Origin of the sequence: Halalkalibacter sp. AB-rgal2, from assembly GCF_041821005.1 — a bacterium.
GTDB lineage: Bacteria > Bacillota > Bacilli > Bacillales > Bacillaceae_D > Halalkalibacter.
Genome location: NZ_JBGUAV010000027.1, coordinates 48,248 through 60,773 on the forward strand (window position 1 = coordinate 48,248; position 12,526 = coordinate 60,773).

A 12,526-nucleotide genomic window follows, 5' to 3' on the forward strand; every position below is an offset into this window, starting at 1 on the left:
CATGTTAAGCGAGCAAGAATTAATCCAAATTCGAAGAGAATTACACCAAATACCTGAGCTTGGATTCCAAGAAATCAAAACACAAGCATATTTGCTTGAAAGAATAAAGAGGTTGCCACAAAAGTACTTAACAGTTGAAACGTGGAAAACAGGTATTTTTGTTTATGTGAATGGTATAAATCATGACAAAACGATTGCCTACCGCGCGGATATGGATGGATTACCGATTGAAGAGCAAACAAGTTATGATTTTAAGTCACAACATTCAGGACATATGCATGCGTGTGGACATGACTTTCATATGACTATTGCTTTCGGTGTTTTAGCTCATGCTGCCTTTAAGCAACCTTCAAGCAATTTATTATTCATTTTCCAACCGGCAGAAGAAGGTCCTGGCGCTGCTCAAGATATGCTTAAATTACCACAATTAACGAAATGGAAGCCTGATTCAATAGTTGCCCTGCATATAGCTCCAGAATATCCGGTTGGCTCAATTGCCATAAAGCCCGGCTTATTATTTGCTAATACATCAGAGTTATTTATTACATTAAAAGGGAAAGGTGGACACGCTGCTTACCCGCATACAGCTAATGATATGGTTGTTTCAGCGAGTTACTTAGTGACGCAATTGCAATCAATTGTCGCACGTAATGTCGATCCACTTGATGCTGGTGTTGTCACTATTGGAGTCATTAAAGGGGGGACTAAGCAAAATATAATCGCCGAACAAGCCGTTATTGAAGGTACTATTCGTACACGCTCGATTGAAACGATGACACGAATCAAACAACGAATAGAGAATCTTGTCAAAGGTATTGAAATTGGCTTTGAATGCGAAGCTACTATTGATTATGGTGCGAACTATTGCCAAGTTTACAATGATCCGAAGGAAACGGAGCCATTTATAGAATGGTTAAAATCAAAAGAAAACATCAATGTCATCATCTGTTCAGAAGCGATGACGGGTGAAGACTTTGGTTATTTCTTAGAGGAAATTCCAGGCTTCATGTTTTGGTTAGGAGTTGATACACCTTATGGTTTACACGACGCCAAAATTGAACCAAATGAACAGGCTATTCCTTTTGCTGTAAAAGCGATAATCGACTTTTTGTATAGAAGATGAAAAAGCTTGGATGAAGGGCAATTGCATAGCATTCCATAAATAGGGGATAGTAATGTTGATCAATTTAAAAACTATTCTGGAGGGATAGCTATGGCGAAAATAGGTGTAGAGCAGTCATTAACAGATGTTCAACATGAATTGCAAGCGAAAGGATATGATGTAGTACCTTTGAAAGAGGAGCAGGATGCTGCTGGTTGTGATTGTTGTGTCATTACCGGTCAGGATCAAAATATGATGGGAATTCAGGATGCTATTACACAAGGTTCTGTTATTAATGCTCATGGGTTAACAGCTCAAGAGATTTGCCAACAAATTGAGCAACGAGTGAATCAATAGTACGATAATGAGGATGGGCTATAAATAGCTTTAAGTCATGAAAAAGATGAATTTGAGTTCGCTCAAATTCATCTTTTTCTATTTTGCGAGTAAGTTCTTCTGCTACATTAGTAGTTTGGCAGTGAATTTTCTTACATTCACTGCCATTAGCGCAACACCCATTTCGTTTTCTACCGACAATTTTCCTCTTACAGAAAATCGAGTGAAACGCAAATTAGGCTGCAAATATCCATACAAGTTAATGGCTCTTTTCGATATAAACTTGATGTGGAAATGGAATTTCGATGTTGTTCGCATCAAGTGCTTCTTTAATGGCTTTTCGTAATTTTCTTTCCACTGCCCATTGGAGCATGTTTTCTGTTTTGGCGATTATACGAATAACAACATCTGAATCACCGAGTCCTTGTACTCCGATGACATCAGGTCCTTCTATGATCGTCTCATCTTCATTTGCTACCTTTTCGCAAGCAGATTGCATGATGGCAATCGCTTCATCAATATTCTCATCGTAAGAAATGCTAATATCAACTAACGCTCTCATATTTCCACGTGAATGATTGCTGACACTTCCGATTTCACGATTAGGTATGTAATGAAGAGTTCCATCAAATCCTCTCATTTGCGTATTACGAAGTCCAACCTCTTCAACAATACCATCTATTCCACCAGCTGTCACATAATCCCCTACGTCAATTTGCTTTTCTAACAGGATAAAAAATCCTGTGACGACATCACTAACAAGTCCTTGAGCACCAAAACCAATCGCTAAACCGATAACACCAGCACCGGCAATTAATCCAGTAGCATCAAGACCAAAAATACTAATAATGATAGTGATGAAAATGAAAATGAGTACATATGAAAAAGCATTGACACTTAGTTTCTCTAATGTTTTGACTCTGCCGACACTCATGTCCTTTTCCGATTGCATTTTCGTAAACGCACTCGTAATTAGTCGCTTACCAATTGAGCGAGCGATTAGAAAGGCTAGAATTGCTAAAACCATTTGACCTAATATTGTTAGAATACCAAGTAAAAATCCTTCTTCCGTTAGTTGATTCAACCACTGTTCCATAAAAATCTCCTCCCATATTAACTATAACCGATTCTTATCATATTAAACGTTAAGTTCTGCGTCAATTAATCACCAATAAATAGACCAACCGATATATATAAATAATGAGGTGATGATTAATGGAAATCGTTGATAAAAGGAATACTCTCTTACGAAGCCAAACAAGTTCGTACCGGAGAAGGCCAAGAAGTACAATTCGTAACATAGCGATTCATCATAGTGCAACAACTTCCGGTAGTGCAGAAGCCTTTGCAAGGTATCACGTCAATGAGCTAGGTTGGCCCGGTATTGGTTACCATTATGTCGTAGATCGTAATGGTCAGATTAGCCATTGTCATGATATCGAGGTTGTTAGCTACCATGTTGGTAATAGCAATAGGTATGCGATTGGGATATGTATGGTAGGTGACTTTCGGACACAAACATTAACTAAGGAACAACGGCAAGCAACACTTCGACTTACAAGGAAATTAATGGATGACTTAGCCATTTCAGTAGATAATGTTTGGGGACATGATGAATTTCCTGGATATGCTTGGAAACCATGTCCGTCAATTAATATGCAAAACTTTCGAAATCGTCTTACTAGAAGAGGTGGTTCATACGAGGAAATAGAAGTAGATAAAAGTTTTACAAATGATCAGCAACAACGAACGATTCTTTCTATAGGAGATCGAGGGAGCGATGTAAAGGAAATACAGCAACGATTAGATGAACTAGGCTTTAATCCAGGCCCTCTTGATGGTATATATGGTTCACAAACAGAGGATGCGGTTATTCGTTTCCAGCGGACTGCTGCCATTACAGTTGATGGAGTTGTCGGTCCACAAACGAGGGAACAATTAGATCGCTTTGAACATAATGATGAACGAGAACTTGCTTCGCCCACTGATGAACCAGATGAAAATAGTACTATGTATGAAGAAGAATCAAGAAGGCTGCTAAGACTGTTACGACCTATGATGAGAGGTGAGGATGTTCGAGAGGTGCAAGAGAAAGTAGGGGCTGTACCAGATGGGTTATACGGTCCAGAAACAGAGAGGAGAGTGCAAGCATTTCAAAGAGATCAAAACATTGTTGTGGATGGGATCGTTGGACCGCAGACGTGGAGAGCCTTAGATCGCATTAGTGAGAATGGAGTTGGTTATGAGCGGTTGTTATCTATTCAATCACCGTATATGAGAGGGCAAGATGTTAGAAGAGTTCAGAGAGAGTTAGGTATAACGGCCGATGGTTTATTTGGACCTCAAACTGAGACAGCCGTTCGAGATTTTCAAAGAGCTGAAGGTATAACGGTGGATGGGATTGTCGGTCCGCAAACGTGGGCTAGACTGTTGTGGCTTTGAAATAAAGTTGCGATGTTTATAAAAAAGATGCGATGTTTTGAAGAAAGTCACGATGTTTTAAAGAAAGTTGCGAAGCTTTACCTCTTTAGATATGATTATCTAAAGGGGTAGATTTTAAATAAAGTCGTACCGTTTATAAAAAAGATATACCGTTTGTAAAAAAGTTGTACCGTTTTCCCCCTTTAGATTTTATCTAGAGGGGTTTTCTTGATGTAACAGTTAACATAATTAAATAGTTCACTGTATACTGAATCATATAAAAACGAGATTATTGTGAATAAATTCACTTAAACTAACGAAGCAGCATTCTTTAATAAGACTTTATTGATTAGGGGGGTTAAGATATTGCGAAATAGAGCCTCGGTAGTAATTGTAGAAAATAATAGGGTTGGACTAATCAAAAGAATTAGAGAGGGAAATGTTTATTATGTTTTTCCCGGTGGTGGAATAGAAAATGGCGAGACACCAGTAGATGGGGCTAAACGAGAAGCACTGGAAGAACTGGGTGTAGAAGTTAAGGTGAATGACTGCATTGCAGAGGTCGAATTCAACGGAACCCAATACTTTTTCTTATCTGAAATAATTGATGGGGAATTCGGAACCGGACAAGGTGAAGAGTACATAGACGAAAATAGAGACAGAGGAACATATTTACCTATGTGGATTGATTTAAATAACTTATCGTCTATTGATGTTAAACCTAAAGAAGTTGCTGAAAAGGTTCAAGGCTTATTCAAGTAAAGGGTTGCTTTAGTTGAAGAACGGTCGGAGAAAATGATTAAACTTTCTTTCATACAATGTGCAATGTTTTATAATTGAAGAACCCGTTTTGATCAATCTTTTTTCAAAACGGGTTCTTAAATTTAACGTAAATATATGGGTTTGGAAGGTGTTTTTGATTAAACTTTATTTTAAACTTACACTTGTTTGATATATCATACTTTTTAAAGAGCACATATTTCTTTAAAACATATCCCCATGGGACTGCGAGAATTGGTAAAATCACAAGGAGAAATGGAAACAACATACCATCAGTAGCTTGATCTGAAAGATTGCCAGATTGATAAAGAGGAAGGGCAACTAAAATGAGCCAAATGGACTTATAAAGTATTTCTAGTAGCATAACTGGGATCATTTCCACAGTCCGAAAAAGTTCAATGAATGCCAGCAAACTAAACGCCCCCCCATACACTCCAGTTCATTGCTGAATCGATCTCCCAAACACCATCATAACTGAGAATATATCTCCAAGCATCACTACCCATCAAAAAGAACATTAACCCATATATGGATCTCATGGCATAAATATTAATTGGTCGTATGCCATCATACTTATCGTATTGAGGTGTAAATAGTAATTTTATTATTCTCATAGAATTGTCTCCTTTTAGTTTCTAAAGTTAGTGTTTTAGCAACAAAACACCCAACCATATAAACCAGATAAGCTGCAACAAACCAAATGCGTCTTTTAAGTAAGGCACGATATGCATAACCGTCAAGATGCCTATGCAACCAATCAGAAGCCCTAACAGATGCAGTGTTTTCGGTAACCAGTTTTGTTTAAGACCTGCAATACTAAGTAATAGCACCCAGAGCCCACCGACTAACTCAATTCCTCCACCCAACGCCTCGGTTATCAGCCCTAAGCTATGGTAGAGGGCCTGTGCCTGTACTGGATCAATGCTGACGAGATGAATTAGCCTATCCATGCCAATCAAGTAAGTCATGCCTGATGCCATCATCAACATAACCCAGATGCTTCCAAATCTATCTGCCAAACTCGCTAACGCAGAATTTTCAACTGGCAATGAGTGTTGTAACGATTGCAATGTTATCGCTAATAGTACGCCAAACACTAGATAACCAAGGCTATAGTATAGCTTATGGCAAACAACAATTGACCTTCCTGAAGAAATTCTATCATGCCTAAGGTATCAAGCCCTGCCGGAACCGATATCAGAACAAAGAAAATGATAAACATACTAAGATAGCACAGCGTCATACCGAGAGTGGCATAGCCTCCTAGACGTGTGACTTTGGTTAAATTTGACATAATTATATCCTCCTCTGCAAATTTTTTTTAGTATTAGGTACTCTAATTTTTCGATATTAAGTGCCGATGTTTACAATCTAGTGTAATGACATGTATTCTGAAATACCTTAATTACTATATCTAACGCACCTCTATGCCATGCGTCACTAAAACTGGCTGAGGAATTCTAGAATCCACTCAATCGCATTTGCTGCGTAGATTTTATCACCGATTAAAAAGGCATCTAAGGTCAGACGATGTCGTTTTTGATTGTACCTTTCATTGAGAAGCTCATGGTTCGCGCTTGGAACCATATAAAGTTTTGTATGAGTATGCCCCGTTTGCTCGAAAATAGCTCTATAGGTCTCGTAACTTTCACGGCTGTCTACATTGAGATCATTTTCGCCAAATAGTCCTAAAAAGGGAACATCAATGGCGTATATTCCATTTATAGCGTTAGCCTCTTGGTTAAGCAAGGCAAACTCAAAACGGTCTTTGCTCATCGGTGTGCCATAGGCATGATTTTCAACCCATTGGCGATATGAATCATAATCGCCAATGGCTATAAAGCGATTGCCTGTTTCAATGTAAGCCAGGTATTCCTCGGTTTCCGCTTCACTATAACCTCGCTTAATAGCTTGTTGCGTGGAATAGTATAGATGTTGATCTGACCAATCAATGGCCCCTCCAATAACCACATAATAATCCACAGGTGCATCTACAAGTGCCAGTTCAGAAACAACCCACCCACCTTGTGAAAAAGCCATTACACCAATCTTATTGATTTCAACATTCTCCTTTATGACATGAATCGCTTCCAAGACTTCGGTTGATCGATCGGTCATATTTTGTTTCAACCAGTTTCCTTCCGATGCACCAACACCTGCTTTATCGTATGAAAAACAAGCGTAGCCTTCGCGGAGCAAAGCATTCATGATAAAGTGGTACTCGCCAGCTCCCGTGCGATCTTGCGGTCCATCGCCATGGACGAAAAAAACGATGTTATATGGGCCTTCATTTTTCGGAAGATATAACGTACCATAAAGCTGATTTTCCTGCGATTCAAAAGAGATTTCAACATGTTTATGAGCATGTAAATCCATTGTATCAAAACGCCATAGAACAAAAGCTCCGACTAGGATGAAGAGAACTACTAGCGCCTTGATTCCCATCAGTTTGGCTGGTACTTTGATAGGAATGAAGCTGTGTACCATGTGCGTGACGCCGGTCACCCCAATTAGACTAGAAATCGGCCAGGGAATGCGCGTGTATTGATTGGCCTTAAAGTCTAAGTGTAAATACAGTGCTTTGGCCTTTGGGTTTTCATCGATAACATCAAGGGCAATCGATGAAAATCCCCTTTCTTTGGCTAAATCAAAGAGGCCTTGAAATAAGAGGGTCCCAACGCCAGTGCCCCTTGCTGTTTCTTCGACGGCAATCCCATCCATCAACAACTCCTGCTTACTTTTAGCGGCTCTGTGAAAAAGTATACCGGCTAAAAGAGCCTTTGCTACGCCTTTTACTGGTCCGAATACAGTGATAAAATCACTTAGCGATAAATCAATGAGTGCCTTTTTCCCGATGTGGAATCCTGCTATGCCCAGAAGGTGATGATTTTCATCATAAGCGCATAGACAATAGTCCGGATTGAGGCCTCTTTCGAGTAAGGCAACTACCTCTTGTGGTTTTCCAATCACTTTCTCAAATTTCCGAAAAAAAGCCTGGGCGTAAAGGATGGCCACCGCATTTCGGTCTCTTTCATGGAAACCTAAACGAATTTCAATATTACGCTTCATTATGCTCTCCTTTTATAATCAACCTTTCAATTAACTTGATTAAACTTACATGTAATTGTACTCTAAGTATGAAGCTTAGGTCTGACCCAATGTCAATAGGAGAAGTGAAAAATATGAAAAAAGATATTACCATCGGTGAATTTGCAAATCTAATGGATGTCTCTACTCATCAGATTCGATATTTTGAGGAAAAAGGCATTTTACTTCCAAGCTATATTGATGAAAATGGATATCGTATGTATGGGATCAATCAAATCTACACCCTCTCTCACATTTTGTTGTTAAGACGCTTAAACATTTCTGTTTCTGATATTAAAAAGCAGTTTACTACTTATTCTCCAGATGATTATATGGAGGCATTAGAAAAATCGGTAACAGAAATTGAAAAGCAAATTCGAGACCTACAAATTATTAAAGATGTAACGGAAAGGATAATAACGAAAGCAAAGTCTAGTCAAGAGTATTTGAATAATTTTACCATGAAAAGCATCCCTGAAAGACATGTATCTCTTTTACAAAAAAACGATTTAACTTTCTCTTTTGATGCTAGAAATATCTACAACCTGTTATATAAATCAAATAAACTAGATAATATTTATAGTAATGATTTTATTACTTTAATAGATGAAGAGCATTGGTATTTCTGCTTAGAATCTTGTAATCCGGGGGATTTTATCCTTAAAAAAGGATCATACCTCTCTTATCACATTTTAATTAAAGATAAAAATGAGTTAGGAAATGCGATTGAGTATTTTTTTGAATATGCCCAAAGTAACAAAATAAAGTTGGAGGGTCAATTGATCAGAATAGAAAATTCTGATATAGCTATGTTTTACAATGACCAGCTATCTATAGAATTACAAATGCTAATTAGGGATTGATGAAAGAAATTAAAACAATTATGGTAAGCGATCACTAATTATGCGTATTGAGTTAATAAAAGTTGCAGAGAGTTTAGGAATGACTTCGATTGAAGAAGGGGACTGTTTTTTAGAGAATCAATTACCTTAAGATTTGAAAGAAAAGTCGAAAGTGAGTTAAAGGGACAATGGAAGATTATTTACGATGAATTAGTAAAAAAATTGGATTAACTACGACGCTGCAAATTTTTTATTGAAATCAAATTTTTATGTCTAGAAAATAGAGGTGTATGTTCTAGAAGGCTTGATATAAGCTTTTCAGAGTTTTTAGTGATAAAATTTTCAGTTAGAAAAACGATGATTATTTGCTCTGCGGGAACTAGTCCATAAGGCCTTATGCCCCCGTACAGAGTGAATTAGAAGGAGCGATTAATGAACTATCAAACTTTTAGACCTCATCTGGATTTAGAATCTTTGGTTAATTTTTATTGGACTTTAGAAGCATCTGCTGAAGAAAATTCGCAAAAACAACGGATTATACCCGATGGTTGTATTGAAATGGCTTTCATTCTAGGGGATGATATTAAACGATACACCTCGAAAGATGATTTTATTATACACCCTCGAGCTATGGTACTTGGACAAACAATTGAACCTTTTTATAATCAACCGATAGGATATGTCAATACATTTGCAGTAAGTTTTTACCCTTATGGTTTTGCAAATTTCATTTCAGAACCCATAAAAGAATTAGTTAACAAAGAAACCCCTTTAGGGGAGGCCACTGAAAAAGTCCCTAAAATTACAAAGGCATATCCTCTACAAAAAAATGTAGGGGTTATGCCGTTTTTATTGTAAAATTTAAGTATCAATGAAAAGTAGGGGATACTATGTTGAAGAGCCAATCCAACCTGGTTTTAAGTCCATATCTGGAAATCTATGATTTAATTGTTCCAAAAGATAACGTTTTGAGAAAGATTAATGAATTAATTGACTTCTCTTTTATTTATGATGAATTAACGACTAAGTATTGTCACGATAATGGGCGTGGAGCGGTTGACCCTATTCGTATGTTTAAATATTTATTGCTAAAGAAGATGTTTGATCTATCGGATGTAGACATTGTTGAACGTTCTAAATATGATATGTCTTTTAAGTACTTTTTAGGTATGGCTCCTGAAGAAGGCGTCATCAATCCAAGTTCCCTAACTAAGTTTAGAAAAATGCGTTTACAAGATATAAACCTTTTGGATTTATTGATTAATAAGACCGTTGAAATCGCCATTGAAAAAGAGATCATAAAAAATAAAGCTATTATTGTGGATTCCACCCATACTAAAGCACGTTATAACCAAAGATCTCCTAGAGAACAACTTCTAGAGTACTCGAAGAAACTAAGAAAATCAGTCTACGAAGTAGACGAGACCATGAAAAGTCAATTCCCTTCAAAAGTGAATAACGGAATGTTAGAAGATGAAATCGAATATAGTCAAAAATTAATCGATGTCATTGAAAAAAATGAGGTTCTTGTACATTATCCAAAAGTGAAAGAGAAGTTAAATTTATTAAAGGAAGCCGTACGTGATGACTTAGAACATTTGGCCTTCTCCCAGGATTCTGAAGCAAAAGTAGGTCACAAAACAGCGGACACATCTTTTTTCGGATACAAAACACATCTCGCGTTAAGTGAAGAAAGACTAATCATGGCAGCTACAGTGACAACGGGAGAAAAACACGACGGAAAAGAACTGAAACATTTAGTTGAAAAGAGTAAAGCTGCGGGTATAGACGTTGAAGAGGTTATTGGGGATGCGGCTTATTCAGAGAAGGAAAATTTAGAATATGCCAAAAAAGAAAATATCCGACTCATATCAAAATTAAGTAAAACCGTAACACACGGAAATAGAATCAATACAAATAAATTTGAATACAATAAAGATGCAGGAATGTACGTTTGCCAGGCTGGGCATATGAGTATTAGAAAAGGTAAGAGTAGATCGAATAAACACCTTGTAGATGGGAATGGATACGTGGAATCCTACTACTTTGATGTTGAAAAGTGTAAACGATGTCCATTTCGTGAGGGTTGTTACAAAGAAGGAGCTAAAACCAAAACATACTCCGTGTCGATCAAGTCGCATACACACCAAGACCATATTGACTTTCAAGAGAGTGATTACTTTAAAGACAGAGCCAAAGAACGGTATAAAATTGAAGCGAAAAATAGTGAATTAAAACACAGACATGGGTTTGAAACGGCATCCTCCTCAGGTCTATTTGGCATGCAAATGCAAGCTGCCATCAGTATATTTGCCGTTAATGTAAAGAGAATTCTAAAATTAATGAACTAAAAGCAGAGGGAAATATCTATCATTTAGTGGTTAACTATGAAAAAAAGAACAAAAAAATGTTCAAAGACAACTCTGGAACATTTTTTGTTCTTTTTTTGAGGATAATTAATGACAGATTCTAAAAAAGCATAGTTTTTCAGTGGCCTTCTTTAGGGCTCTTGTTTGGAGAGGTTTCTGCAAAAGAATTAGAACGAAAAATTATAAAGGCAACGGACACTAAGGAAAGAATAGGATACATTGAAAAATTTCTTTTTGATAGGTTAAATGAGAAAAAAATCATTGATAATATTGTAAAAACTACTATTGATATTCTTTTATCAACAAAAGGAAGCACACAAATTAATGAGATTCTCAAGCAAGACTTATCTAAGAGAAGACAACTAGAAAGAAAATTTCAAAAACAAGTTGGCATTAACCCAAAGCAATTAGGTAAAGTTATCCGATTACAATCTGTCTTGAAAATATTGCTTAATGAAAAGATTGATAACCTAACTAACATTGCTTATAAAAGTGGATATTATGACCAATCACATTTTATTAAAGACTTTAAGGAGTTTACAGGAATCAGTCCAAAAGAGTTTTTAGGGAACAAAAATATGGTTCTTTCCTCCCTTTTCTACAAATAGTTTAATAGTGTCTCATTTTTACAATTATATAATGAGGAAATTGATTATAATATGCTTAGGTTTAATCTTAATCTTAAGGAGGATCATTGATATGAAAAGCTTTGTTTCCATTTTTGAGATTCCAGCAACAGAAATTTCGCGAGCAATCGAGTTTTATCAATCAATTTTGGGCATTAAAATCGAGAAAATGAATTTCTCAGATATGCAAATGGGATTATTCCCAACTGAAGAACAAATAACTTTTGGAGTCATAGTTCAAGGAGAGGGGGTTACGCCTTCGTCCAATGGTGTAACCATCTATCTTGATGGTGGAGATGATCTTCAGGTCATACTGGATAAGGTCGAGAAAAAAGGTGGGAAAATTGTTGTTCCAAAAACTCTTCACGCTGATGAAAGTGGATATTTTGCATTGTTTATTGATACAGAAGGAAATAGACTTGGATTACATTCACCCAATTAACCGATTAGATCAAAATAGAGGCTGGGACAAATCTAGCTAAAAAGTAATCTGAAAAAGGTTCCGATCATCAAAATAAGGTGTTCGGAACCTTTTTAGTTGTATTCTTGGTCATTTATTGTCCCTTTAACTGCTCATGGCGGTGTACTTTCTCAAGTTCACCGCCATGAATGCAAATCCTAATTCATTTTTTACCTTCTCTTTTCCTCTCACTGACATACGAGTGAAACCCAAATTAGCCTTCAAAAATCCGAAGACTGGTTCCACATCAACCTTACGTTTACCGTAGATCTCGCCAGTTTTCTCATTCGAAAGCTTTTGTCTGATGTATTCCTTTTGCTGTTCCCATTTTTCATTGTATTGTATTTTTCGGTTATGGCCTTCTTTAGCCTTGGTGCATTGGGAACGGAGTGGACAGCCTGAACAATCATCACACTCGTAGATCTTAAATGCTCGTGTAAAACCACTTTTATCTTTCCGATTCGATAGGTAGCGGAACGTCAATTTTTTTCCGTTTGGGCATG

General features: G+C 37.0%; 15 protein-coding genes. 9 read left to right on the top strand and 6 right to left on the bottom strand.

What is annotated here, in order from left to right; genetic code table 11:
* The first annotated feature begins 1 nt into the window (after position 1).
* On the top strand, positions 2–1,123 hold the full coding sequence (locus ACERJO_RS17380; RefSeq protein ID WP_247106465.1) for an N-acetyldiaminopimelate deacetylase: 1,122 nt from the start codon (positions 2–4) through the stop codon (positions 1,121–1,123).
* 90 nt (positions 1,124–1,213) lie between these two features.
* On the top strand, positions 1,214–1,459 hold the full coding sequence (locus ACERJO_RS17385; protein ID WP_247106467.1) for a YkuS family protein: 246 nt from the start codon (positions 1,214–1,216) through the stop codon (positions 1,457–1,459).
* Between the two features lie 238 nt (positions 1,460–1,697).
* On the opposite strand, the gene ACERJO_RS17390 is transcribed toward ACERJO_RS17385, so the two are convergent.
* Positions 1,698–2,534 (bottom strand): mechanosensitive ion channel family protein, encoded by an 837-nt coding sequence (locus tag ACERJO_RS17390; protein WP_247106468.1) that lies wholly within the window; start codon positions 2,532–2,534, stop codon positions 1,698–1,700.
* A gap of 119 nt (positions 2,535–2,653) precedes the next feature.
* On the opposite strand from ACERJO_RS17390, the gene ACERJO_RS17395 reads away from it, so the two are divergent.
* Both ACERJO_RS17395 and ACERJO_RS17400 read left to right on the top strand, forming a co-directional pair.
* Positions 2,654–3,880: a peptidoglycan recognition protein family protein gene (locus ACERJO_RS17395; RefSeq protein WP_247106470.1), complete on the top strand. Its 1,227-nt coding sequence runs from the start codon at positions 2,654–2,656 to the stop codon at positions 3,878–3,880.
* 342 nt (positions 3,881–4,222) lie between these two features.
* Positions 4,223–4,621: an NUDIX hydrolase gene (locus ACERJO_RS17400; RefSeq protein ID WP_373648309.1), complete on the top strand. Its 399-nt coding sequence runs from the start codon at positions 4,223–4,225 to the stop codon at positions 4,619–4,621.
* 431 nt (positions 4,622–5,052) lie between these two features.
* Here ACERJO_RS17400 and ACERJO_RS17405 read toward each other — a convergent pair whose 3' ends face one another.
* The 4 genes from ACERJO_RS17405 to ACERJO_RS17420 form a co-directional block, all read right to left on the bottom strand.
* A complete protein-coding gene (locus ACERJO_RS17405) occupies positions 5,053–5,253 on the bottom strand; it encodes a hypothetical protein (RefSeq protein WP_247107600.1) in 201 nt (66 codons plus the stop codon).
* A gap of 27 nt (positions 5,254–5,280) precedes the next feature.
* Positions 5,281–5,628 carry a hypothetical protein gene (locus ACERJO_RS17410; RefSeq protein WP_373648301.1) on the bottom strand — a complete coding sequence of 116 codons (348 nt, stop codon included), beginning with the start codon at positions 5,626–5,628 and terminating at the stop codon, positions 5,281–5,283.
* Between the two features lie 107 nt (positions 5,629–5,735).
* Positions 5,736–5,933 (bottom strand): hypothetical protein, encoded by a 198-nt coding sequence (locus ACERJO_RS17415; RefSeq protein ID WP_373648302.1) that lies wholly within the window; start codon positions 5,931–5,933, stop codon positions 5,736–5,738.
* 146 nt (positions 5,934–6,079) lie between these two features.
* A complete protein-coding gene (locus tag ACERJO_RS17420; protein WP_373648303.1) occupies positions 6,080–7,708 on the bottom strand; it encodes a GNAT family N-acetyltransferase in 1,629 nt (542 codons plus the stop codon).
* Positions 7,709–7,821: 113 nt separating this feature from the next.
* On the opposite strand from ACERJO_RS17420, the gene ACERJO_RS17425 reads away from it, so the two are divergent.
* The 5 genes from ACERJO_RS17425 to ACERJO_RS17445 all read left to right on the top strand — a co-directional run bounded on the left by ACERJO_RS17425 (position 7,822) and on the right by ACERJO_RS17445 (position 12,005).
* On the top strand, positions 7,822–8,589 hold the full coding sequence (locus ACERJO_RS17425) for a helix-turn-helix domain-containing protein (RefSeq protein WP_373648304.1): 768 nt from the start codon (positions 7,822–7,824) through the stop codon (positions 8,587–8,589).
* A 411-nt stretch (positions 8,590–9,000) separates the two neighbouring features.
* Entirely contained in the window at positions 9,001–9,426 is a 426-nt protein-coding gene (locus tag ACERJO_RS17430; protein WP_373648305.1) for a DUF6597 domain-containing transcriptional factor, read from the top strand.
* 32 nt (positions 9,427–9,458) lie between these two features.
* Complete coding sequence (locus ACERJO_RS17435; protein ID WP_373648306.1) at positions 9,459–10,919, top strand: IS1182 family transposase; 1,461 nt, start codon at positions 9,459–9,461, stop codon at positions 10,917–10,919.
* Between the two features lie 158 nt (positions 10,920–11,077).
* A complete protein-coding gene (locus tag ACERJO_RS17440) occupies positions 11,078–11,545 on the top strand; it encodes a helix-turn-helix domain-containing protein (protein ID WP_373648307.1) in 468 nt (155 codons plus the stop codon).
* Between the two features lie 91 nt (positions 11,546–11,636).
* Complete coding sequence (locus ACERJO_RS17445) at positions 11,637–12,005, top strand: VOC family protein (protein ID WP_247107595.1); 369 nt, start codon at positions 11,637–11,639, stop codon at positions 12,003–12,005.
* Between the two features lie 123 nt (positions 12,006–12,128).
* On the opposite strand, the gene ACERJO_RS17450 is transcribed toward ACERJO_RS17445, so the two are convergent.
* On the bottom strand, positions 12,129–12,526 hold a 398-nt coding region (locus ACERJO_RS17450; RefSeq protein WP_373648308.1), incomplete at its 5' end, for a transposase.